The organism is Pseudoprevotella muciniphila, from assembly GCF_003265305.2.
GTDB lineage: Bacteria > Bacteroidota > Bacteroidia > Bacteroidales > Bacteroidaceae > Alloprevotella > Alloprevotella muciniphila.
In genome coordinates, this window is sequence record NZ_CP033459.1 from 217,006 (window position 1) to 242,707 (window position 25,702).

The following is a 25,702-nucleotide window of genomic DNA, read 5'->3' on the forward strand; positions in this document are numbered from 1 at the left end:
CAAAATAAATAATTAAAAATGTCCAAAACTATATAAAAAATAAAGCCGCAGTAAGTCCCGCGGCAGTATAATCATGTTATGTAAGTCTTCTGATTAACCGAGATATTTAGTAAGAATTTCAATATTCTCGGCTTCACGAAGCCGGCGAAGGGCGCGCTCCTTTATTTGGCGTACACGTTCGCGTGTCAGGTTCATCTTGTTTGCCACCTCTTCTGCTGTCATCTCGCTGCGACCGATGCCAAACAACATCTTCAGAACCTTGCTCTCACGTTCAGCAAGGATGGAAAGTGCTGCCTCAAGGTCAGAATGAAGAGATTCACGCTCCATCTTGTTGTCGGTGGTAGGTGCATTCTCGTCCGTCATGATGTCAATCAGCGAGTTGGATTCGTCCTCTTGGAAGGGGGCATCAACAGACACTTTCTTGCCATTTGAACCAAGTGCATCCTGAACCTTTTGAACGTCGGTGTTTAAAATTTCTGCCAGTTCTCGTACGGAAGGACGGCGCTCGTTCTCTTGTTCAAAAGAAACAATGGCTTTGGTCAGTTTGCTCTGGAAACCAACCTGATTCAGTGGCATGCGAACAATACGACTTTGTTCGGAGATTGCTTGCAGAATGCTTTGTCTGATCCACCAAACGGCATAACTGATGAACTTGAAACCACGTGTTTCGTCAAACTTCTGTGCTGCCTTAATCAAACCCAAGTTGCCTTCATCGATAAGATCGTTCAAGGCAAGGCCCTGGTTCTGATACTGCTTGGCAACACTGACTACGAAACGCAGATTCGCCTTTACCAGCCGCTCAAGTGCCTCGCGGTCACCGCTGTGAATCCTTTGAGCCAATTCCACTTCTTCATCTGTGGAAATCAATTCCTCACGACCAATCTCTACGAGATATTTGTCAAGCGCTGCACTCTGACGATTGGTAATACTCTTGTTAATTTTTAGTTGTCGCATAGTCTTTGCCTAATTTATCTAAATTAAGAAATGCAAAAGTAATAAAAAATATTCTATCCAAGCCTAATGTAGTATTTATTTAGAAAAAAAATCAATATTCGTAGATTCAAGTAGCAAGTGCAATATTAGTCTAAAAGTTTGTAAAATTCGTTTTTTGGGTTATTAAAGTTGAGTTTTTTTCTTGGTCTGCTGTTAATTTGCTTTTGTACTTCCATAAGATATTTGTCTGTGTATTGTTCTAAATTCGTTCCCTTAGGTATATATTGTCTGACGAGTTTGTTGTAGTTTTCTACACCTCCCTTTTCCCATGAGCTATAAGGGTGTGCAAAAAAGATTTTCGTGGAGAGTTTCTTTGCCAATTGACTATGCCTGGCGAACTCTGTTCCATTATCTGTAGTAATAGTGAGTACTTGTTTCTTGTAAGGAATCAACATTCTGTATACTGCTTCTTCCACGCCTTTTGCCTCTTTTCCATCAGGCAGCCTTTTGACCATCCCATATCCAGTACGTCTCTCGTAGAGTGTAACTAGCGCTCCTTTCCCATCCTTACCGACTATGGTGTCCATTTCCCAATCTCCGAAACGCGTGCCGTCTGCCTCTTCCGGCCTAAGGTCTATACTCACGCGGTCTTTTATGGGAATCCGTTTTCCCTTGTCTGTCTTCCGTCGCTTCTTCATTGCGTGACGGCAGAGTTTCCAAAGCATCCCTCCGCACTTCCTGTCGGTTCTGATGAATGCGTATATTGTTTCATGGGAGACGCATTCGCGCCCTTGTCTCTTTATATACCCGCATATCTGTTCGGGCGACCATTTCTTTTGCAGCAGACTTATGACTTCCCGCTTAAGGGCGTGTGTGAATCTTCGCGGTTTCTGAAGACGCGTCTTGCGGCGGTCTGCTTCGCGCTGTGCCTTTTCTGCATTATAAACCTTGGCACCGCCATTTCGATGGATTTCCCTGTAAAGGGTGCTTTCGTTCACCTCTATGAGGGCGGCGATCATCTTTTTGGTCAATCCTTGCTTTAATCCGTTCTGGATTGTGTACCTTTGCTGCGAGGTTAGCTGTTTATATTTCATATGCAACACAAAAGTAGTTAATCTCAGGGAGATGAAAATCTCCCTTTTGCTTTTATGTTGCTACTTGATGTCTCTGACTTACCTTTCAATCAGTGAATCCCACAGGACGAGTCTTGCACTTCTTATTTGAATTTAAGATTTTATTTGGTATTTGGAGTTGACTAGGGTGATCTTTTGCTGTTTTCTTCTCCATGTAATTACCATTAATTTACCATGTAATTGTAACCACGAATTACACGAATTGCACGAATTCTTGCTTTGCAAGCGAGCGAGCTGGAGCGACACGGATGACATGAATTCTTTTTTTGTGATAGATATTTTAACCATGAATTATATGATTTTTTTTTCGTGACAAGATGTAACCCATGCCAATCGGTTTGTCGAGAAATCTTATCCAAAAGAGATCGGGGCAGCGCAGGAGAGGAAAACTGGAAAAACGAGGATATGCCATTATGACATATCCTCGTTTTTGATAGATACATGATTAATCCTCATCTTCATTAAATTGGGACTACTAATTATCGTCTATCCAATCTGCGAAAAGACGAGTGCGCAGACCTACGCCACTATTAGCGCTTCCGTCGAAGCAAGTCCTCCTTCCATCTAACTTGCTGATGGCGAATAGACTTTGTTCTCTTAGTATACTTTCTTCTGACCTCCTATGATGTACAGTTCTCCTTTTCTCGGCTGATGTACGCGACGTCCTTGTAGGTCGTAAATCTCCTGCGATTCAGCGTCGAGACCGAGGCCTTTAATGGCAGTAGTCGTAACTTCTCCATTGCCGAAATCGAGACTACTGGCGCGGACGTACTGTGCTGCATTTTCCTCTATTTGGAAATAAGCGCGGAAGGGCAGCAATTTGCGGTCTTCGGGGGCGTGCTGCAACTGGTTGCCTTCCGTGAGGAAGAGGATAGACTTGTTTCCTCCAGCGACGTCGATGGTCGTGTAGTTGCTCTTGAAAGTCACAGGTAGCAGGCCGCCACTCTGTGCATTCACTTCAATGGGTAGTGTAGAGGTGACGGTAACGCTGTCGAACTTGGGTGTGGTAATGTCGGTACCACCCGGTTCCCATTTGATGATGTAGGGTTTGCCGGCTTCGATAGCCGTGGCGCTCTTGAAGGTGAGGTGGAGCGTTTGGGTGTTTACGTCCACACCGTTGCGGGCGTTTTCGTCAAGTTCCATGACTGTAGCCCCTTCGAGTGGTGTACCGTCGAGTGTGGGAAGAGAGAAGGGCAGGCAAAGGGTATTCCACGCACCGTCCTTATAGAGTTTGCGACCTACGATGCTTACATACGTTGTCTCAAAATTTTTGAACTTGTTTAGGTAGCTGGTGTTGTTAGGTGTCATGACGGCATCGTTGTCGGAGAGAATGACATACGGCTTGCTGGCCATATATATATCATATTTGTTGGTGGCAAAATGGTTGAAAGGACTTGCGTAGTCGGTCCTATAGTCGCCGTTCTTCTGTTCGGAGAATATATATAGCTTATACCATCCGTCTTTCAAGTCATCCGGAAGGTCAATAGAGAAATAGCCCGATTCTTTGTTGCCATCCATGTTTCCGTAGTAGAGCACTTCGTTAGTGCGATTGTCAACCAGCATGGCCGAAACATACTCGTTGAGCCCTTTTCGCGCACCGCGGTAAGTAATGAACACCGTTTCTCCCGGCAATACCTGCGAGTTGTAGTCGCCGTAGTTGGCGAATGTGGAATAGAAATCGGCGCGCGATGGATCCAAAAGGGTCAGTTTCAGCCCCCTGACATCAGCCTTCACCACTCTACGCATGGAAGTATTGTAGATGCTGTTCGACGACTTGCCGCCCAGGGCCGGCGATGTCATCAGCACTGCGGGATCGTAGAGGCAGAAAGCCGGACGCATACCGCAGGTGTCAGTCATATCAACACGGTAACACCTCAGGGATTCTTTTTCCATTATCCATGGCTGATAGTGATGCTGAAGATGCCCAACGCTGTAATTTAAAATATAAAAGTCTTCCCCAGTATTACGTAGAATTTGCTCAATCAATTTCAACACCTCTTCTTCTGTAGTAGTAGGTTTTAGTCCTCCTTCTTCAATCAACCAATCAGGCTTCCATGTGGGGGTCTCTTGAGACTCGGTGGACAGGAGATTTATTTTTTTCTTAGGAGAAAGCCAAGTTAAATCTCTATCTACAAAATTTATTTCATCATTTTCACCTGATTCTTCAAATTTCTTTTTCGGCTCATCATTCACAAAAATTATTTGAAGCTCCAATGCTTCTCTGGATGTATAATGGGTCAAATTGCGCAACCACCACGAGCAGGTATCTCCCTTGAATGTGGATTTGAAGAACTGCTTTGGAAGAAACTCTTTGATTTCTTTTATCGAGAGTGGGAATAATTTATTTCCTTCCAGTCTCTCAAAGAGTTGGTTAGCAGAATCCTCATCATATTTGGTGATTCTCTTCATCATTGTTCTTTCCAGATCGGTAAAATTCTGGTTGAAGAACTCATTATGGAAATGCTGCATATTCGGATAGCTACACCAAAAGTCATGATTATCACCTCCACCAGAGAATGACATCAAGTTACCATCGGTATTGCCCCATAGGGTCTTAGAGAGCAGGGTCATGGCGCCGGGTTCGCCGTTGACGTCATGACCTTTGTCAATCACAAGCCACGAAGGCACCTCATCGTCATAGGCAAAACCAGCGTTGTTATATCCGTAATAAACGGTTGAGGTGAATTCTTTGAGCGCTTTTGTTCCCAAATACATGGTACTGTTTTCGCCGGTGTCTTCGGGTCGGACGGACACTTGATTGCTGACTGTGAACAGCAATTGTAATGGCAGCGTTTCTCCTTTCGTGTATTTTCCTTCTTTAGAAGTCACACCCTCAAATTTGATTTCCGCATACGTGTCGTATTTTCCCATATTAACATTCAGATTTGACAAATGGTGTTTGGGGCGGACGTATATGAGCTTCTCTTGGTTGCCTTCGAGGAAAAATTCCGAATTGCCTTCGGCATCTTCAATGTGGAACGCACTGAAAGAACCATCGTAGGTTGGCACGGTCATGGTCACCTTTACAGAGTCCGGACTGGTATTGCTCATTTTCAGCGTTTGGGCACAAACAGGGCCATATTCACTCGGAACTGTCCCAAAGTCTAACTTGTCCTTGCTGATATTAAAACCTCTTTCCCATTGGGCATAAAGATTGATGTCTTTCATGATAAGATAGTCTGAATCTAACTTGGTACCTCCAACAGAATCGGTGAACCATCCCTTGAACTTGTACCCGCCAAAGGTCAATTGGGGAAGGTGATCCAGTTTGGAATCTTCGTTGGATAAAAGATAACCTCCTCTTATTACATCACTTATTTCTGCACCTCGTGGATCAAATTTAACAACATGTGGGTTTACCACATCGGCATTCAACATTACATATCCAATTTCTTTTCCACTTTCGTTGCGGATGCTCAACTTCTTGGAGTAAACTCCTTGAGCTGCACGTCCAATATAGAGCGTAACCTTCAAACTATCAGTGCTGTTGGCAGGGATATCAAGATAATCCCATGTCTGGAAAGGCGCAGAGGTGGATTTGCCATTAGGGAATGTAAGGTACACTCTTTTATTCGCAGAGAAATCGTTCCTGATATGAATATACTTCGTAATCACTTCATTCATATAGTTAGGGTCTGACATGTGGCGGCCGTAATCGATTGTGTCGCGACTTCCGTTAACAGGGTAGAGTCCACCGGTCCAACGAGCGTGAAGCGTTTGTTCGTATGTTAGGACTGATTCTTCTGTGATTTGATTTCCATTGTGGTCAAACCATCCTAGAAAAGAATAGTCGGTCCCTTCTGGAGGATTGACTTTTGCCTTACTCAGACGGGGATGACCATCTTCATCTACCTCCACATTTCCTATATTTGCTGCCGTTCCTCCGTTGATTGATACGGTGCCTCCATTTGCATCAAGAGATATATTGGCGTTGTTGGTTGGAACGAAAAGAGCAGAGTATCTTGTATCGTTTGCAATGAGAGCCTTGCCAAGTGGTACATTATAAAGCTTGCCTCGGTTCGTTCCTTTCAAGCACAAAAGTTGTCGAAGGATAAAGCCTTTTTGCGGCTTTACCACGATATCAACCCAAGAATTATTCAAACCATATCCATAGTTTCCGTGTCCATCGTGATTCTTCATTTCAACTGTGCCTTGGCTTGGGTGCGAGGAAAACTCCAGCCACCTGCAGTTATAAGGCATGAACCAGAATCGCAAATGCTTGTCTTGGACAACGTTATACGTGCGTTCCCATACGTCATCTGCTTCATCGCCATAAAGCGTATAATAGGGCTCATTACTTCCTTCCTTGCTTATAGTCAGCTTCCAGAACCTTTCTTTACCGCTGGGGCCTTTCTTACACAAGACCTTTGTCCTGAATTTCATATCGTATGTTGTCACTTTGCTTCCCCACACAAGCCTGATGCCTGCAGCGTTATCATCACCCTGACCAATCGTATATTTTATCCTGTCGCCCGCCCATGACAAGTACCATGCACCTGTGTACTGCCACAATTGCACATTACTCTGCGTCCTTCCATCACGATGTTGGTAGGGTAGGATGTCGATTGTAACTTGGTCATATTTCCAGCGGTCATCCCCAAAATATCCCACCGCATAATGATCAGGCTGAGACCGCATAACCTGTGGCAGCATGGCTGCTGTGAGGAATGCGAAAAGAAGAACAAAGTATCTTGTTCTCTTCAGGATGGTTTTCATTGTTCTTGCTTTCATGATATCTTAATATATTATATAGTTTATTAAGTTTTTCTATTGAATGTCAAAATGTGGCAGACGCTAATGACATAAGTCCTATCTTGAGGAAAGACTGAATCGTCCCAGAACGTCTCCATCAAGACCGCCGGGCATGACGAAAGAAGCCCGTTTCCCTTTGCGTATCAGCACGTTAAGGGAGCGGGCGCTATTCTTGTAAAGATGTACGTTAAGTGGAGGAGAATGCGGGGATGCATACCCACCAACATGCGGCTTGCATATGGGGCTTGCAAGGCTTGCTGCAAGGGTGCCCATGAATTGGACGCGGATGCGGTAGAGGTCTTGTATGCTCATTTTTGTCGCTTGAAAGTGCAAATATAAGTATTTACGGTGAATAGGCAAATTTTTTTGAGATTATTTTCGTTGATTATTATCGCTGTGGATTCTTTTTTTGTTCTCCATGTAATTATCATTAATTTTCGTTAATTTTTAACCACGGATTACACGGATTTTTGATGTGCTTTTTGTTCTCCATTAAGTATCATTAATATTCATTAATTTTTAACCATGAATTCTTGCTTTGCAAGCGAGCAAGCTCAATCGACACGGATTCTTGTTGTTTTTTTTCATTAAATCTCATTTAATTGTGCCTGTGTATTGCTTGGGGATTACACAGATGCCTTGCATGGGAAAATTCCGAAAAATTATTTCCTGTGAAGCGGTAATTATTCATAAATTGTCTTGAGTTATTTTCAACAACAATTCACTAAGATGAATACGTCATGAATTTTACATAACTTTGCAACAAAATCGGAGTCGGCAGAAACATCTTTATATCTATTCCAAGATACAAGGCTGCAATATCGGCACAATAAATTCGTTATATGTTTAATGGGAAATTATGATAGCGTTAAAAGGCTGATAGCCTTTGTTCTTCTTTCGTTTGCTTTTGTAACAATTAATGCACAAACGCGGACGAGAATTTATGGTATGGTCAAGGACGAAGCCGGCAATGGCATAGAACTCGCCACGGTGCGGCTGCAGGGAACTGCCAGTATGGTCATGACCAACCTCAAGGGGCAATACAATATCTACTGCAACATGGGTGATAGCGTTACAGTTGTTTTTTCACAACTTGGGCATCAAACACGGAAAAAGACCCTCATTGCTTTTGGAGATTCTATGAGAGTGGATGTTGTTTTACCTCCATACAATCAGACTGACGAAACTGCGGTTGTAAAGGGAATGGGTATTCAGAGTGGAAGCATGGTGCGACTAAATACAAAGAACAATGACTTTGCACCATCTGCATCTGGTAATGCAGTGGAAGAACTCGTGGCTACACAGGCTGGTGTCTCTACACATAACGAACTGAGTTCGCAGTATAACGTACGAGGTGGCTCGTTCGATGAAAACTGCGTATATCTGAATGGAGTTGAAGTTTATCGACCCATGCTTGTGAGAAGTGGTGAGCAGGAAGGGCTTAGTATCATCAATAGCGACATGGTGGACAAAATCTCGTTTTCCACCGGAGGTTTTGAGGCACGGTATGGCGACAAAATGTCTTCAGTGCTTGATATTACATACAAACGGCCCGAAAAGTTCGAAGCAAAGTTAAATGGAAGTATTCTCGGAGGAAGTGCCTATATTGGATGGGGAAACAAACACTTCAGTTTCATGTCAAGCGTAAGGTACAAAACGACGAAATACCTTTTAGGATCTACTGATACAGAAGGAGAGTACGACCCGAAATTCCTGGATTATCAGGCTTATTTGTCATGGCGTCCGTCAAAGAGATGGACTATAGATGTTATAGGAAACATCAGTGATAATGAGTATAACTTCATACCCAAAAACAGAGTTACCAATTTCGGTACCATAGATAACCCAAGGACTTTTGTGGTCTATTTTGACGGACAGGAAAAGGACTATTTCAAAACCTACTTCGGTTCAGCCACCGTCACACATAATTTCAACCCAAACACCTACCTCGCTCTCAATTTCTCTACATTCAAGTCGAAAGAGGCCGAAACTTACGACATACAAGGCGAGTATTGGCTCAACGAAGCCACGTCGCAGGAAGAGTTGGGTGTGGGAACATACATGGAGCATGCACGCAACCGACTTCGTGCTAATGTGATGAATACAGGATTGAAATTCCGTACAAGATTAACGGGGCATACCATCCAGTCAGGATTTGACTGGCAACACGAAGATATAAAAGAAAACTCAAGAGAATGGGAAATGCGCGACTCTATGGGATATTCACTCCCTTACGACCCAAATCAACTCAGATTGATTTATAGCCTTGCTGCGCAACAGGAATTAAAGACCAACCGACTCAGTTTCTATCTGCAGGACAACTGGAGATTTAAGAACAGTATGGGACTATTCAACTTGGCTTATGGCATAAGAGTCAGTCATTGGGACTGGAACAAGGAAACACTCATCTCTCCACGAGCATCATTAGGTCTGATGCCATCATTTAGCGATAATTGGGTGTTCAGAGTTGCAACAGGTGTGTATTATCAAGCCCCGTTCTACAAAGAACTGCGTGACACAGCAATGCTCAACGGAATAGCATCAGTATCTCTGAATAAAGATATCAAGGCACAGCGTTCTATACATTTTGTAATAGGTGGAGACTACACCTTCCGCCTGATGAACCGCCCGTTTAAGTTCACAACTGAAGCCTACTACAAGGCACTGTCCAACCTCATTCCATACAATGTGGACAATCTGAGAATTATCTACTACGGAAGGAATATGAGCAAAGGTTACGCTGCAGGACTTGATTTCAAACTTTTCGGAGAATTTGTACCCGGTACGGACTCTTGGATAACGTTCTCCATAATGTCAACGAAAGAGAAAATTAACGGAAAGACTGTACCAAGACCCACAGATCAAAGATACAACCTATCCTTATATTTCACCGACTATTTCCCGGGAAGTACACGTTGGAGGGTAACGCTGAAGGCTGCATTGGCAGCAGGACTGCCCTTCGGTGCACCACGCACAGGTCTTGAAGGAAAGTCGTTCAGAGCACCCGCATATAAGCGTGTGGATCTCGGCATGAGTTACAGGTTGCTCAATAATGAAGATCGTCATATCCATTCAGGCATCGGGAAATACATGAAGAACGTTTGGCTCGGAGTAGATGCTTTCAATCTTTTAGGCATCAGCAATGTCAACTCCTATTATTGGGTAACAGATATCACAAACACGCAATATGCAGTGCCAAACTATCTCACAGGAAGAAGAATAAATGCACGTTTTGTCATAGAATTCTAAAACCATGCACAAAGCACCTCAATACACCATCTTCAAAGTTACGGAAAGAGACGCACTCCTGCCTTTCATCATGAAGTCATTGCAAGGGATCAGTCGCAATAAGGCAAAGGCTATATTGCAGGGAAACGGAGTGCGAGTGAATAAAAAAATTGTTTCACAGCATGATTTTGAACTGACGCAGGGAATGGTCGTTGAAATCAGCAAGAAGAAGGACAGGCAGACACTTAACAGCCGTTTTGTTAAGTTGGTGTATGAAGACAGCCACATCATTGTGATTGACAAAGCACCGGGAATTCTTTCTATGGCAAACAACCATAGTGCATTTTGCGTGAAGACCATACTCGACGAGTATCTTCACCGAACGCACCAAAAGTGTACGGTACACGTAGTGCATAGGTTGGACCGCGATACGTCGGGGCTTATGGTTTATGCCAAAAACATGAAGGCAGAGCAAATACTTGAGGATAATTGGCATGAAATAGTTACTGACAGAAGATACATTGCAGTCCTTTCGGGTAAGATAGAACAGAAGAAGGGTATGGTGGAGAGTTGGCTGAAAGAAAACAAACAGATGGTTACATATTCTTCACCTGATGAGGGCGATGGAAAGTACGCCCTTACAAGATATCGAACCATCAAGACTGATGATAAACACTCACTCGTTGAACTGAAACTCGAAACAGGACGTAAAAACCAAATCCGAGTCCACATGGCAGACATCAACCATCCTGTCTGCGGAGACGTAAAGTATGGTAACGGCGACAATCCTATCGACCGACTTTGCCTGCATGCTTATCGGCTTGATTTTTATCACCCCATGACAAGTGAACTTATGAAATTTGAGACACCGATTCCAAAAACTTTTAATGCCATCTTTTCATCAAAAGAACAAGACTCCTGATTTTCATATCTTACTGTACATCTCGATTAGGGTGTTTTTTTCAACGATCTGCAGAGTCTGTAAGATGACCTTATTTACAACATAGTGTTGCATCACATCCGGCATTTATCCACTCTTTATGTAGAAGGGAGCGCTGTCCGTTAAGCACACTAATACTATTTAAGCATCTCGTCAATTTTCATACTGGTTGGTGGAACGTTTTTCTCTACAATATTGCCTTTCCTGTCAATAAGGAGCGTGAAAGGGATTGCATTGAACTGAAACGTGTTGCAGAGGAGATTCCATTCGTCCGACGTGAGAAAGATGTGTTCACCTTGAATGTGATTATCGGAGAGGAACCTCTCACTTGGTTCACGGGGTGAGTCTTTTTCGTTGCAGATGTAGAGGAAACGTACTGGCGCGTCTTTGTATTTCTCGACGAGTGTGCGCTGGTCGAGCATCCCCTTGCGGCAAGGTCCACACCCGATGCCCCAGAAGTCCATGTATATGACGTTGCCGGCATATTTGTCCTTCAGCGATTGAAAGAGAGAGTCGCCTGGTGTGGAAACTGACGCCTCCATTCGAGCATTTCCTTCGCGTTCGATGACAAAGTGGCGGTAGACGTCCACGGCATGGTGACAGATAGACGAGGCGGTAAACAGTGGCATGGCTGCGGCCAGTTCTTCTGCCTTGCGAGTGAGGAACCATTCAGCGGAGTCCTCGTAGTCAAAGTCAAGGACGCGATGAAGTAAGCTGAGCTGCATCATGAATCCCGTATTGTCAAGTTTGAAACGCGAGCGGATGCTGTCGCTGCACATCGCATAATAGTCTGCCAAGGAAAGCAAGTGGCCCTTGTCAAACTCAAGCATTTCGCGGTGAAGCGCAGGGTCGTAGTTGTGCGGCAGGACGAAGTTCTCTTTGTAATTGCCCAGTTCATCGGAGTCGGTCGACTTGCTCCATCTTTCCATATCGTTTGCCAGGAACAAGTATGCGTTGAGTACATAGAATTCCATATTGTTGACGACACCGCCGCCATCAGCTGCGAGGATCATCAATGGATTGTCCATCAAATAAGACTGCCTTGCCGAAAGGAAATCGAAGAATGAGTCAGAGGAAATCGTCAGGGCTGGATTAGGCTTTCCGTCCTCGTTCCTTGTTCTCCACCGCCATTGATGCACTGCCACAAGCATTTGCTCCAGCGGCATAGCCAGCAGACTGGTCTTCAACACATCCTTTGCGTAGTTTGAGCAATCTTTCAGCGCGGCGATGGTATCAGCATCTATGGCACTGGCTATTCGGTCGAGTTCCCTGACCTTTCTGTTTTTCCACTCTAACATGAATTCACGGTTCATTGCCTCCCAGGGCGTCTGTGTTTCTTTCGAGGCGAACTGAGTCTCCAACTGTGGCCAGACGCTGTTCACTTCTCCTGTGGCGCCACTGCCTGAGATTGTTGCTTCGCTCCCTGCGTCATCAATCAATAAATCCAAGGTGTCACCAACAGCGATAAAAGCAGGCGGAATTTCTGCACCATCAAAGTAAACCCATCCTGAATGCGGCAGACTAATCAGTTCAAGAAAAGAACCATCGGGTTCGATGTTAATCGTTCTGACGAAATCTTGATTCGAGAACAGATCCGTCCCTGTCACATTGAAAGTTGAGAAGCTGTGTTCCGTCCGATTGACAAAACGCCCCTTGACTATTGCTTTTCCAGCATGGAAGTGGTATTCATCTATCGTACCCGAGGGGTAGCTCCTGAGCATGGCATTTATTGCATACTTCTTTTGGGCAATGCAGCATGTTATGGGTAGCAGTGCAAGCAGGAAGGTGATGATGGTTTTATTCATTTTCGTTTCGTTTGTAATTGTCTTTCTTTATTTATATACGCAAATCTTCGTGGGAATATGTCGGAGAATATGTTAATTTTTGTTAATTAAACAAATTTACGCGTAACTGTGCATGCCGCCTAAAAGGAAATTTACACCGAAGAAGGTCATCAGAACGGTAAAGAAGGCCAACACCATATAAAGATGATATATGAATGCTTTGCGCATAGAAGGCAGAGAACGACTGTGGAGTGGGAGAGAGTAAACCAAAAGTGTGATTAGTGCCCACACTTCTTTTGGATCCCAACTCCAGTAGTTCCCCCATGATACATTTGCCCAAATAGCACCAAGAAAAATTCCGGTGGCAAGCATAAATACGGCAGGATACAGCATCGACCTGCTCAATATGGTCAGTTGGAGTATAGATTGATTTAACCTAAAATCTCTCGTTTTAATACACATAAGCACCAAACTAAAAATTCCACTGAGCATACAAAACGCAAAAAGCGAATAGGCTATCATGATGATAGACACATGTGCACTGAGCAGTGGAGAATTCAGCACAGGCATCAAATTTGTGATTTGAGGAGACATCTGTCCCAGGTGCGATACAAGCAAAGTGAAACCTGCAATAAGAAAAGCAAACGGTTGGGTATAGCGTATGCGATATTGCAGAAGAGATCCGAGAAACAATGTGAACAATGCCATGAATAGCATCGTCTCATAACCATTCGAAAGTGGAATCCTGCCTATGATAATCCACCGCAGAATGTATGTGTACAGTTGGAGCAAAAAGGCAACAATCATGAACATAGCAAGGATGTTGTAAGCCTTCTTTACACTAACAATGTGGCTGTTCTTTTTACCTTTTGTCATGGCATAAAGCAATAGGAAGAAAGAGAACAGACCCAGTGTCAGGCAACTCATAAAGAGTATCTTTGTTACAGGCAAGGCATTGTAGATGATTTCTGCTTCTATGCGAGCGGAGGAAACTCTTGATTTGCCCGTGGCAGGCCGAACAAGCGTACCTTGAGTAAGCATAAGAATCAAACCCACTTTTTCATCTAACTCTTGAACTGATTTCTTCAAAGACACATTTCCCTGATACTCTTTGGCAGCAAAGTCTTTTAGTTTATAATCATTAGCATTAAATAGTTCCGTGAACTTGGCATATTTACCATTGATGCCGAGTAATTGACGTAATTCTGCATGCTTAACGAGTATCATAGGCTGTTCTTTCCATACATCAGGACGAAGCCCCCAACCGAAAAGAACTTGTTCTGCACTAAGACCCCGATAAGTCTCTTTGCCATATATTTTTTTTAAGAAATCACAAGCCAAGGTGTTGAGAGGAGCAGTACGATTGTTGTATATTACCTGTTGCCGCGATAACTCATTTGCCTTGTCGCGGTTAATGCTTGGAATAGCCTCTGCCGCAGTCGTGCTTAAACTGAATGAGCAGAAATAAAGCAAAGCAAAAAGAAAAAGATTTCTACGGAGCAAAGGATGGCGAAGCAGTCTGCGGAAAGTGTTGCTAAGCAGCAGAACCATAATCATTGACAAGGCCAAAAGAGCATAACCAAAATAGGTGATATTCGTACCCCACAAATCATAGTTTACTGTAAGAATCGTCCCGCGACAGTCGCTGTCGAAAGATGTTTGGTAAAACCTGTAACCATCTATGGAGAGGATGTTGTTCATGGAGATTATGGAGGATTGTGAAATCGAATCACCCGAAATGTGATACGTCACGAAACTCTTGTAATCAGAAGGTGCTGTCGTACCAGGGTAGCATTCCACAGCAAAACTGTCAAGCCTCAGCGAGAAAGAGAGTGGGGAGGATTCATTCGTTTTTTTTAGGAAGAAATAATCAGCAGTTGAACCTTGTCTCAGATGAAGTGTACCATCTTTGCTCGTCATATATGAAGTCAGTGCACCGGCAAGAATAACCAAAAATGACAGATGAAGACAAAACACGCTGAATTGTCTCCACATTTTTCGTTTGAAGATGACTACAAGGCTCAATACAGATATGAAGCCCCACAATAAGCAGAACCAGAGGCTGTGGTATATTTTTTCTGATACATATTCACTGCCGTTGACTTTTTCAATGATTGTGCCGATACCAAGCGCAATGACCATTGTGGTCAATAAAAAAAGTATAATATTCTTCAAAATACGGTTCATGTTCTTATATTTGAAAAATAAAGCAACTTCAATTTGAGAAGTTGCATTATGTTGCTATGATAAAACAGGTGCTCTGACTGTCAGAACGAATCATATTCAGGATACTCTGTTTTTTTGATACCGATGCATTCCATTTCTACGAGCCATCCGGGACGACAAACCGGGGCATGCACAATTACCAAAGGCTTTGCAGGAAGACGTTCCGAGCAGATTTTGCGTACAATCTGAAAATCAGATGGATCTCTGAGATATACTATCACTTGCGCCAAGTCGTCAAACGACGCGTCAGCCTCCTTGAGCAGTGCCTCAATGTTTTCAAGCAACCTGTTTGTCTGATTTATAATGTTGCCTGAATGCATGATATCGCCTTTGTGGTCTATGCTCGCAGTGCCTGAAATGAATATATGGCGGCGATCGCCATAGTCAATGTATGTGCCGCGTTCGAAGCGAACACCATACTCGCTCGTGCGGTTCAGGTGGTCTGATGCATAAAGATAGTGCTTCTGTCCGTTATCTAATCCTCCGGTGGCGCAAGCATCCATTTGCACAAAGATGCTTGGGTCTTGTTGAACACCCCCAATACCAGTACTGGCAATGAAGTGAGTGTCGCAGGTCAGTCCACATGAATCGAATACATCGTTGCGAGCCCTTACCATGCCTGAATAGCGGTTGTCTATATCGCTGACAAAGAACCATGTGCGTGTGCAATCTCTTTCAAGGGTCATGTCAAATTCAGAAAGTCGCTTAATGTAGCGCTTGAATATCAATGCTGTCTGCGATTGCGAGTTCTTTTCTTCATTCGATAATCCACCCGTCCAAAGATGTGTATATTTGCCGCGTTTGAATACAACAGATGTACCGGACTGCGTGGACGTCGGCTCAATATCGCTTACAAGATACGCCCACAATGCCACTTTAGAACCATCAAGTGGCGGTTGCTGAATGATAGAAAGAGCAGAGCGCTCGTCTGAGTTGATTTCCCTTACCAATCCTGCTTGGTTTGCTGCATCGCTCAAGAAATAGCGTTTCATCACTGCCTGCGGACGACCGGCTAAACCTGAAGACACTTCGTAAAAAGTATCAACAAGCGACTGAAGTTGTTCTTCGAAAGGGAGCATGAAGTTTTTCACATGTATCATCATGTGATACTCTTTCGCGCTTTCGACATTCTCGAAACCATATATTTCTGCAAACGTGTTCGGAAAATTTACGGTTTGTTGGGACATTATCTTGTTTTTAGTTTATTTGTTGCTAATTCCTTGCACCACTGTTGATCCAGTCGTTCAGGATATTCTTCATTTTATTGTTTTCAAGCACCTCGTGACTGTGGTCGTAATGCCAATCGCGGGAAATGTTGCTGAAAAGCGCCTGGGAGAGCATACTGTTTTCTGTGTCACCAGGTTTTACTCGCAGTAATTCTGGATTTTTCTTCGACTGAATGTTGACCAGATTTTCATAACTCTTTCCTTTTGTCAGGAAGAGGCCTGCTGCCGCACTATTGCTGCTGCCATGACAGTTGGCGCACGTTGTGCTGAACAGATTGTCCTGTATGGCATTAAGCATGCTCACGTCTTGAGAACCCACTGCAAACGGAATAGTATCGAGAGAGGTCTTGATGTCGTCCGTAGAGAGAGTGGCAAATGTGGCAACGCGAATACGAAGGCTGTTAACGGCGCACAACTCTATGCTTGACACGCTGTCGGGAATACCAGCAAGCGTAACGTCAATAGGACCATCCGATGTCGGCTCTACAATTTTCTTCATAATAACGGCATATTCACTGTTGTCCGTGAAACCTGCTATTGCGAGTGAATAGCCGTCTGCCCATGTCTCCTTGCCGCTAATGTTACCTACTGCTCGTACAACACGTCCGTCTATGGTGTTGTTGTAGTGCTCGTGAACCATTCCATCGTCGCAAGATGTAAAAGTACTACAAAAAACGAAAACAGCAATGAATAATAGAAAATATTGTCGCATTTTCCTAATTTTCTGTCTGTTATATTCCTATAAATGATATTTCTATATTGCTTTACAACATTTTTTATTTTTAGATGCCAATTTTCAGAATGTGTATTGCAGCAAAATTCTTGCGCTGTGCTTGGCAAGACCAAGGTCATCGATGTCGCGGTCAAGTTGGGTGCTGTGTCCTGTGCGCCCGATGAACTGATACATGCCTTGTATCTTCAGATTGGTATGCGGAACAAAATAGTTCAGCCCTATGGCTGGCATATTTAGGAAGCCTTTCTTGTCTGTACCGTTTCTGTCCATAAAATCATAGCGCAGGGCGGCTTGGAGTTGATTGGTCACGAAATAACCAGCCTGTATGTATCCTCCCCAGTAATTAAAGTCTTCTTTGATTTTCTGGCGTTTTGTGAAGTTTACGTTCATGTAGTAGGCCTCTGCGCCGATATACCATCTGTTTTTGAGCATAGCGAACTCCAGACCGGCTCGAAAATCATTGGTACTTTCGCTTTCGCTTTCAACATTTTCCGACAGTGAAATGCCAAAAAGCATCTTGTCCTCGTGCAGACGGTTCGGATCACCCTGTGTCGATGGCATCACGCCTTTTGGCATATACGTGAACCGACCTGCATATAATAGCGATGGAATATGCCAATCGTCGCTAAATGTTTTTTTTGCGCTGTTTGTACCGGCACCTGTACCGTTGAAGATACCAACCTCGTAACCGAATTTCTTGCCCAATAAGCCATGAACTTCCACACCAAGGTCAAAGCCCGTTGCAATAGATGGAGTTACGGCATTGAGCGAATAGGGCATGATGCTCGATGCAGTGAGCGATGTGGGTACTTGTGGGAAAAGAGTTGAACCTAATGTCGTAAGATAGGCGTGCGTAAATGGGGTCTTAAACTTACCAGCCTTCACCGCAATTTCTTCTTTCAACTTTAAGTCCACCCATGCCTGCTGAAGAAGTTTGCCACCACTCTCAGCAGCATTGATTGTCAGGTTATAGGATACTTTGTTGAAGGCCTTGCCTGTGAAACCGATTACTGCGTATGGTATGGAAAAACCTGAATTCGCTACATTATCCTGATTGTAGGCTTTGTCCAATCCTTCGTCATCGTAATAGTTGTAGTTCGCTGCACCTTGAACAAGCAGATAGGGCTTGAACACGAAGTCGCCTTTCTTGCTTTTCAGAACAAATCCGTCTTTGTCGGCAACGGATACAACACCGTTTTCTGTTTCCTCTTCCTCTTGTTGTGCAAATGTTATTGCAGGAAATACTGCCAAAGCAGCGAGTAATAATAACTTTTTCATTATGTAGTTTTACTTTTATTCTAATTTATTGTTAGAGCGACCAAAGGAATGCTATCAGAGCATCTCGGTCTTCCTTGGGCATGTTCGCAAATTTTTGTCGTGAAGCATAACCTTCGCCACCATGCCACATGATGGCTTCCACGAAGTTACGGGCACGCCCATCGTGCAGGAAGTAAGTGTGTCCGTTCACTATCTGTTGCAGTCCGATACCCCACAAGGGAGTGGTGCGCCATTCATTGCCACGCGCCAAACCGCTGACATAGTTATCATTCAGCCCTACACCCATTATCTCAGAACCCATGTCGTGCAAGAGATAGTCGGAGTAGGGGTGTATGGTCTGATTGCCAAGCCAGGGTAGTTCTGTGCCGTTGAGAAGAGTTGCACCGCGAGGCTGTGTGTGGAGTGTCGTAACATGACACAAATGACAACCAGCCTGGTAGAACATTTGTTCGCCGCGTTTCACTTGCGGGTCATTTACATTGCGACGAGCAGGAACACTTAGGGCATGAAGGTATAAATCTACATCTTCCATTTCTTCTGTTGTAACGTCAAGTTGGTCGTAGGCAAGTCCCATCATCGAGCCTTCTTGCATCTGCATCTGTCCCTCGCAAATCTCTTCGGGATAGCGGCTGTTGGTTACACCCATATCGCTCGAAAAACCTAATTCTACTGTTAGGTCTGCATGTTGTGCCTTGTTGCCCGAAAGTCCCAACTGAAGTATGCCGCGCTCGGTGATGTAGTTCGCCTTGCCGCTTATGCCCCATTCAGGGTAATTGCTGCGCGCGGCAAGTTGTTCTATCTCTTGCCTGTTTAACGCCATCATCTGCCCCATACCGACATGGCGCAAAGGTATTCTTACAGTGCAGAACAAATCTTCGGGAGCAATGCTGTCGGCATACCATTCGGTTATGGTATATACAGGAAGGCAGAGTTCATATTCTTCACCATCCGGGAAGGTAAACTTTTGATATTTCTTATCCATCTTCACTTTGCCCTCAGGGCGAACGCCATAGATGGATTGGTCATGTAGCACACGGCCATAGTTAGGAAAGAATGTGCCGTTTTTCCTGCTGATGTAAATCAATGCAGATGTAAAGCCGTTATTTCCGCTACCCTCGCTCGACCAAAGTGCAGGAGTGGTGCGACCAGCGTTACGATGACAACTGCCGCAACTGTAACCGGCGTACACCGGACCAAGTCCGCCACCTTTGCTGTTGCTTGATGTGCGGACATTATCGTAGAGATTGTCACCAAGGTTGAAACGGATAGAATACATTCCCGACAACCATTCAGCATCAGTGTCGTATGCATAACTGCTTACCTCAAAATTCGTGGAAGTGCCGGCTGATAGTGCATACCCGTCTTTCACTTCTATATCGAGAACATCCAAACCGTCTTCGCTGCAAGAAGTGATGGAGGCGAATAACAGGCAGAATGACACTGCTTTTGTTATGTATTGTATGTTCATATTTTGATATTCCTGTCTTCTAAAGCCATAAAAACAAATTGATAGATAGTTACTTATGGTTATTAGAAGCTCAACCTCTAATTTTGCCGCAAAACGAAGACAGGAACAAAGCCCTATCTCCGTTTGCAATTTGATGCGTTTTCTGTTGATGTAGAGAAAATTAGTTGACAGTTCTTGCTTTACCATCCTTGAAAATCAGAAATTCAAGTGTGTGGAAGCCACGAAGCGACTGAGCGTTGGCAATGTCGGTGGCATGTTGAGATGACGGGCCTTCTTCAGCCTCTTCTTCATATTCTCCACTCCAGTTAAGTGCATCGAAGTTGCCCGATTTGATGATGTCAGTAATGCCTTTTTGGTCGAGTGGCCAGGAATCCATGTTGGGGTCAAGACCTTTGTCGGCTACCGGACCGAAGAGGAAGGCTTCGCTCGTCTCCCATGGCTCACGTGCTGCAAGCCATGCTGAGGCACATGTCTGGAAATTGCTGTTTGAGGGCGAAATGCGGAATGCCTTGACGGCATCAAGCAATTTCTGGTTCTTTTCTACAAGTTCTTTGTAGGTGGGAACAACAACAACGTTGACGTAATTCTCTACGATAGGTTGCAGTTCTGCCTCTGTAATAGTACCGTTAGATGCATTGCTGTTTAGGTATGGCTTCAGGTTCTCGTTTAGGCAGTCGTAGAGATCGGCACAGGCTTCAGCAGCAACTTTGGCTTCTGTGCTGTTGATGTGGCTACGGAAAGGAGCAGGGATGCTCTGGATAGCATTCCATGCAGCACGGATTTTATTCCTGACTTCTATATCCAATGATGCGTTCTTGGAAGCGACGAGAGTGGCAATAGATGCTGTGGCAGGACTACCGTCCCGTGACCCAAAATAAGCATTACGGATAGAAACAATGTTATTGGAATAGTCATCGATAGAATGCCAACTATACCAAGATTCTACGGCATAGAGAGCATCAATTGTACGACCTGAAATATACAAAGTATATGGGTCGCCAATCTTTGCTGAACCTACTTCGTTTGCAATGGTCTTGCAACCTTCGATAATTTCATCGATGCAGTTCATGGCTGAACTGTAGCCATTGGAACCAGTGTGGTTGATGAATGATTGTGCATAACTTTCGCCACCATTGTAACTTACAGTCCAGTCGTTGTAAAGTGTTGTAGCATCTTCAACGAGCAATTCAGCCACTTTCTGCATATAGTTTCCCCAACCCGCAGCATTACTTGCGTTGTAATCCAAATTCGCTGCTGTAACGTCAGTTTCGTTAGGATTAACTTGGGGTTCATCGTCGCTACCGCATGAAACGAATGAAATAGACATAACGAATGTCAGAAGTCCGAGTAAAAAGAGGTTTTTCTTCATTTTTATAGTTTTTTTGTTAAAATTATTTTTTAGCATTTTTTGCTTTTAGGATTTCCACTTCCCGACGCAGTTCATTCACTTGCTGGTTGAGTCGTTCATAGTCAACGCAACGAACCTTCTCGCCATTGTGCTTGATAAACCAACCAATATATGCCACACCAATAGAGAACTCATTCTCGCTGTTATAGCCCGCATTGGATGTACCGAATATCTTACGTGTGCCTATCTGGCGGGTAGTATAGTCTGCCTTGACAACCAAATTTGGAAGTGGGCGCCAATTCAGTCCCATGGTCCACAGGCTCACTTGACAGCGGTCGTCCATGGCAGATGTAGATTTCTCTCCTTTCTCTTGCGGATTGTAGTATTCGTAATGTGCAAAAGGTATGATGTTGGGGAAGTTCTTGCTGCAGTTGAAAATGTTCTTGACGTTCAGACCAAGTTCACAACTGTAGGTTAATGCGCGCTTGGCAACGTTGGGTGTACGGTTATAAGGAGAGTCCTTGGAGTAAATGCGGTTAACCCAACTGATGTCGTCGGCATGGCTTACGCGACCTGTAATGATATTGGCACGTGCCTCAACCCATCTGTTGATATATTGAGCATCTGCCGACCAGATGAGCAAAGAGATATTGCCGAAGCCTTTATAAGTATTAAGTTTGTCTGCATTTCTCCCGGCATCGCCACAGTAGTATAATGACGTGCCGACACGAAGACCATCTACACCATGCCAGTTCAGACGACCTACGTAGGCTGGACGCGTGAAGTTGTCGGCTTCAAAGTAGTTTTGCTTACCTTTCTTAATCCAGTTGTATTTGTCAAAACCATTAGGGTTAGCGCCTGCAATGATCATTGCCTCATAATCAAATTTAGCGAGACCTTTGCCAAACTTACCAAAGAATTCAATACCTGTCTCATGCCAGGTGGAAGGCAGTATGGTGGTCTCACCCTCAGGACGACGGGTTCCGAAGAAATAGATGGGCTCATGATGAGTGTTAGTGATACCTACCGGAACAATCATGTGACCCATACGAACGTTGAACGATGGGTGGGCAAGATATGTTAGGTGAAACTGTTCCAATGCCACCTCGCCACCTGTTTCAGTTTCGGTCTCATATTCACCGTTCTCAGAGCCGGAGCCTACTTCAATTTCATATTCTGTACCAGTGCCGCCTCCTTCAAATTCCACCTCTGCACTCAAAGCCCAGCGCTTGCTGAATTTGTAGTCGAAGGCCATGATGAACCGGGGTAGGGCAATCGTGGCATGATGGTCGCGGGTGCTACCTGTTGTCTGACCATTCCAGCGATTCAGTCCGTAATCTTTCCAACTCGCCACAATCTCACCATAGCCACCAAATCGAAATTTGTAGTCATCGTTGGCAGTAGTAGGCTTCTGAAGAACGATGGCTGTATCTTTTTCTGATTTGATGTCATTTTCAAAATTGTTTGCTTCAATATTTCGACCGGAAATGTTGATGACAATCAAAGATAAAACCCAGATAATAATGTATTTTTGTTTCATGTTATAAATGTTAATTAAATTAACAGTCTTCCGAATTTGGGTGCAAAATTATGGAGTTCTGTGCCTCGTTTCAATACCAAAAAGTGGGTATAATGGTTGCTTTTTAAGTGATTTTTGTATAAGGACGCACCATTTTCATTTATAAAGTTTTCTTTTTTAATAATTTTGCAGTAACTAGAAAGTATGAATTTATGTCTGTTGCAATTAAAGAAAATGATAAACTGTGCGACATCATCAGTAAGGAATATCACCTCTTGCAAATGATGACACGCTTCGGCATCTCGCTCGGGGTAGGAGAAAAGACCATTAAGCAGGTGTGCGAAGAAGCGGCTGTGGATACCAATACATTCCTCGCTGTCGCTAATTACCTGAAATCAGGAGAAGATATCGTGGACGACTACATAGAAACTGTATCTGTCAAGTCGCTGATTGATTATCTTGAGAATGCACACGTCTATTTCCTTGAATTCCAACTACCTGCCATAAGACGGAAACTGCTCTCCGCCATCGATTGTTCAATAGATAACAAAGTGGCTTTCCTCATTCTCAAGTTCTTCGACGAATACCTGGCTGAAGTGAGAAAACACATGGCGTATGAGAACTCGAAAACGTTCCCATACGTAAAAGATCTCCTCAAGGGAATAAAAGCAACAAATTACGATATTTCCGTGTATTCCAGAGGACACGATGCAGTTGAAAAAAAATTGCAGGAACTCAAGAACATCATCATTAAATATTATAAAGCAGGGGGAGATGACACTCCTTTAGTTAGTGTGCTTTTTGATATCTTTACCTGTGAGGCTGACTTGCACCAGCACGAAACTGTAGAAGACTACCTGTTCGTGCCTGCCGTAAAACTGCTTGAGAACAAAGTTGCAGTAAATGGTGCTGTCAATAGTGAAGAAGAACCACAAAATGTAACCAAAGACGAAACACTCTCAGAAAGGGAGAAAGAGATAGTAAGGTGTATTGTCAACGGTTTGACTAATAAAGAAGTGGCTGAAAAACTTTTCATTTCAGTCAATACCGTCCTTACCCACAGAAAAAATATTGCGAGAAAACTATCAATACATAGCACGGCTGGTCTTACTATCTATGCCATAGCCAACGGCATAGTCAATCTTGAAGATGTGCAAATATGACAGAATAACCTGAAAAGAAGAAACCACGTAACATTTTTAGCGATTAGTGTCAACTGCAATACACGAATGATAACAATATCGTCTGGTATTTTGCGACTCAGTCGCAACCATCAACTTTCAGCGAAACACAAAGAAAAACTGCAAGTTTTTCGCTTGCAGTTACTTTTCTATAGATAATTACGACTTTATCGTTTGTCTTCCTTTATATTCTCAAACACGCGGCGCAGAACCTCCTGTGATATGCTGATGTCTGTCAGTCCGAGACCACGCAACGCTTCGCGCAGTGTGATGAGTGCTATCTTTTCTGCGCGGTCTTTCATGGCATAGCCGTGAGGAGTTAGATGGATGAGGTTGCTGCGACGGTCTTCTGTGTTCGATTTCCTTTCAACAAGATGGTTCGTTTCCATGGTGTCGATGATACGCGTCATGGAAGGCTTGTCTTTGTAAACCTTGTCGCACAGTTGACGCTGGGTAATCATGTCTTGTTCGGAAAGATAGAAAAGCACAGTCCATTGTTCGGGTGTAATCTTCAGACCACTGCGAACAAAGTTGCGTTGCAGTTTACGATTGATGGCAGTAAAAACCTTGCCGTTAAGCATCGCAAAAATAAGACTCACATCAAAATCCATTTCCATAATCAACGCGTTTTAACATTTTACGACACAAAATTACAGATAAAAAGGAAATTGACAAAGACAATAATAAGAATTTGTATTATTGCGAATGTAACTTTTTCAAAAAGCCATTATTACATCCGAAATCATTCTATAATGTTACTTTTCTTTTGAAGTACCAATACGTTTTCCGCTGGCATCTCGATAGGTTGTAATCTTATTGCCAAAAGCGTCGGTACGAGTCTCCGATGTACCTGTGCGCCTACCACTTTTGTCGCGGTAAACTGTGGTTTCCTTGCCAAAACTGTTGGTTCGTGTTTCAGCAGTGCCCGTCCTTCTTCCGCTATTGTCGCGGTAGGTGGTGTTTGTTTTGCCGAACGTGTTGGCGCGTGTCTCGGATGTGCCTTTCCTCGTACCGCTGTTATCACGGTAGGTAGTAGTGGTTTTACCCCATCTGTCGGTCTTGGTAGTTGATGTTCCTATGCGTTTTCCACTGTTGTCGCGGTAGGTGGTGCTCTTGTTGTATTGTGCCGATACGCCTGTTGCCATGAAGGCAAAGAACAATAATAGTATATATTTCATGATATCGTTGTTATGTTGTTATCAGATTAGTGTACATCAACGCCGTCGAATATGAGTTCGGAAATGGCTGTCTCTTCAAGTTTGTCTCCGGGATAAACGTCAAGTATTTCAAAACGTAGCGTCCACTGCGGCATGTATGCGTCATGAAATCCTATTGTGCCAATTTCAAAAGTTTGAAGGGAACGGCTGTCTTTCAAGTCGAGTATAGCGTAAGGAGCACCGTTGAAATATACTTTCAGTTGCTTTACACGCGATCTGTTTTTCCATGTCACTAAATCTGTGATGTCACCATTGATGATGTTGATGGTCGTAATTCGAGGACAAGAACCGGGAAAGGTATATTCCAGATATTCACCGATTCCCTGACCCGTAGCACCTTCAATCCATTGTGTGGTGACGTCGAAGTCGTGGACGTTTGCACCGGCATATTTCCTCCCGTCTTGTTCCAAACAACTTGAAGCAACAATGGTGTCAACATCCCCACCGCAATACCAACTGCATCCGCCTGAGAAGAAGTCATAGAACAAGGCGTCGTTCTCAAATTTCTTAGCCTCTTTCTCTGTCATCTTACCGGTGTTGTATGCTTCGCCAAGTTGATTGTATTGCTCGGCAGAGATGGTTTGAAGTTTAGCAACATTCTTTGGTTTGATATGTTTCACTTGTGCGTACATACCAAAAGCAACAAATGAAAAAATAATGGCTGTCAAAATCTTGTGTCTCATAACGTATGTATGTGTAATATCATGCAAAAATAAAAAAAACCAATATGAATTCT

At 43.8% G+C, this 25,702-nt stretch carries 17 protein-coding genes; 3 read left to right on the plus strand and 14 right to left on the minus strand.

Going from position 1 to position 25,702, the window contains the following annotated elements:
- Window positions 1–93: 93 nt before the first annotated feature.
- The 3 genes from C7Y71_RS00920 to C7Y71_RS00930 form a co-directional block, all read right to left on the minus strand.
- Window positions 94–954, minus strand: coding sequence for a sigma-70 family RNA polymerase sigma factor (locus C7Y71_RS00920; protein WP_111898764.1), 861 nt, complete (start codon window positions 952–954; stop codon window positions 94–96).
- Window positions 955–1,079: 125 nt separating this feature from the next.
- On the minus strand, window positions 1,080–2,027 hold the full coding sequence (locus C7Y71_RS00925; protein WP_151908877.1) for an IS30 family transposase: 948 nt from the start codon (window positions 2,025–2,027) through the stop codon (window positions 1,080–1,082).
- A gap of 636 nt (window positions 2,028–2,663) precedes the next feature.
- Window positions 2,664–6,797, minus strand: coding sequence for an InlB B-repeat-containing protein (locus tag C7Y71_RS00930; protein ID WP_111897922.1), 4,134 nt, complete (start codon window positions 6,795–6,797; stop codon window positions 2,664–2,666).
- 969 nt (window positions 6,798–7,766) lie between these two features.
- Between C7Y71_RS00930 and C7Y71_RS00935 the strand changes: the two genes are divergently transcribed.
- Window positions 7,767–10,067 carry a TonB-dependent receptor gene (locus tag C7Y71_RS00935; RefSeq protein ID WP_226943505.1) on the plus strand — a complete coding sequence of 767 codons (2,301 nt, stop codon included), beginning with the start codon at window positions 7,767–7,769 and terminating at the stop codon, window positions 10,065–10,067.
- A gap of 4 nt (window positions 10,068–10,071) precedes the next feature.
- Complete coding sequence (locus C7Y71_RS00940) at window positions 10,072–10,968, plus strand: RluA family pseudouridine synthase (RefSeq protein WP_111897919.1); 897 nt, start codon at window positions 10,072–10,074, stop codon at window positions 10,966–10,968.
- Between the two features lie 155 nt (window positions 10,969–11,123).
- Here the strand turns inward: C7Y71_RS00940 and C7Y71_RS00945 are convergent, their stop codons facing one another.
- The 8 genes from C7Y71_RS00945 to C7Y71_RS00980 all read right to left on the minus strand — a co-directional run bounded on the left by C7Y71_RS00945 (window position 11,124) and on the right by C7Y71_RS00980 (window position 22,589).
- Window positions 11,124–12,791 carry a TlpA family protein disulfide reductase gene (locus tag C7Y71_RS00945; RefSeq protein ID WP_111897918.1) on the minus strand — a complete coding sequence of 556 codons (1,668 nt, stop codon included), beginning with the start codon at window positions 12,789–12,791 and terminating at the stop codon, window positions 11,124–11,126.
- A 96-nt stretch (window positions 12,792–12,887) separates the two neighbouring features.
- Window positions 12,888–14,957 (minus strand): cytochrome c biogenesis protein CcsA, encoded by a 2,070-nt coding sequence (gene ccsA, locus C7Y71_RS00950; RefSeq protein ID WP_111897917.1) that lies wholly within the window; start codon window positions 14,955–14,957, stop codon window positions 12,888–12,890.
- An 80-nt stretch (window positions 14,958–15,037) separates the two neighbouring features.
- The gene (locus tag C7Y71_RS00955; protein WP_111897916.1) at window positions 15,038–16,183 is read right to left on the minus strand and encodes a Rid family hydrolase; all 1,146 of its coding nucleotides are present in this window, start codon (window positions 16,181–16,183) and stop codon (window positions 15,038–15,040) included.
- Window positions 16,184–16,208: 25 nt separating this feature from the next.
- Window positions 16,209–16,862, minus strand: a complete 654-nt coding sequence (locus tag C7Y71_RS00960; protein ID WP_111897915.1) for a hypothetical protein — start codon at window positions 16,860–16,862, stop codon at window positions 16,209–16,211.
- A 156-nt stretch (window positions 16,863–17,018) separates the two neighbouring features.
- Window positions 17,019–18,233 (minus strand): porin, encoded by a 1,215-nt coding sequence (locus tag C7Y71_RS00965; protein ID WP_111897914.1) that lies wholly within the window; start codon window positions 18,231–18,233, stop codon window positions 17,019–17,021.
- Between the two features lie 31 nt (window positions 18,234–18,264).
- Window positions 18,265–19,701 carry a di-heme oxidoredictase family protein gene (locus C7Y71_RS00970; protein WP_111897913.1) on the minus strand — a complete coding sequence of 479 codons (1,437 nt, stop codon included), beginning with the start codon at window positions 19,699–19,701 and terminating at the stop codon, window positions 18,265–18,267.
- A 160-nt stretch (window positions 19,702–19,861) separates the two neighbouring features.
- Entirely contained in the window at window positions 19,862–21,070 is a 1,209-nt protein-coding gene (locus C7Y71_RS00975; RefSeq protein WP_111897912.1) for an imelysin family protein, read from the minus strand.
- Window positions 21,071–21,092: 22 nt separating this feature from the next.
- Entirely contained in the window at window positions 21,093–22,589 is a 1,497-nt protein-coding gene (locus tag C7Y71_RS00980) for a hypothetical protein (protein WP_111897911.1), read from the minus strand.
- A 191-nt stretch (window positions 22,590–22,780) separates the two neighbouring features.
- On the opposite strand from C7Y71_RS00980, the gene C7Y71_RS00985 reads away from it, so the two are divergent.
- Window positions 22,781–23,731: a helix-turn-helix transcriptional regulator gene (locus C7Y71_RS00985; RefSeq protein ID WP_111897910.1), complete on the plus strand. Its 951-nt coding sequence runs from the start codon at window positions 22,781–22,783 to the stop codon at window positions 23,729–23,731.
- A gap of 185 nt (window positions 23,732–23,916) precedes the next feature.
- Here the strand turns inward: C7Y71_RS00985 and C7Y71_RS00990 are convergent, their stop codons facing one another.
- The 3 genes from C7Y71_RS00990 to C7Y71_RS01000 form a co-directional block, all read right to left on the minus strand.
- The gene (locus C7Y71_RS00990; RefSeq protein WP_111897909.1) at window positions 23,917–24,372 is read right to left on the minus strand and encodes a MarR family winged helix-turn-helix transcriptional regulator; all 456 of its coding nucleotides are present in this window, start codon (window positions 24,370–24,372) and stop codon (window positions 23,917–23,919) included.
- 132 nt (window positions 24,373–24,504) lie between these two features.
- Complete coding sequence (locus tag C7Y71_RS00995; RefSeq protein ID WP_146739365.1) at window positions 24,505–24,927, minus strand: hypothetical protein; 423 nt, start codon at window positions 24,925–24,927, stop codon at window positions 24,505–24,507.
- A 26-nt stretch (window positions 24,928–24,953) separates the two neighbouring features.
- Window positions 24,954–25,649, minus strand: coding sequence for an NADase-type glycan-binding domain-containing protein (locus C7Y71_RS01000; protein ID WP_111897907.1), 696 nt, complete (start codon window positions 25,647–25,649; stop codon window positions 24,954–24,956).
- Window positions 25,650–25,702: the final 53 nt, after the last annotated feature.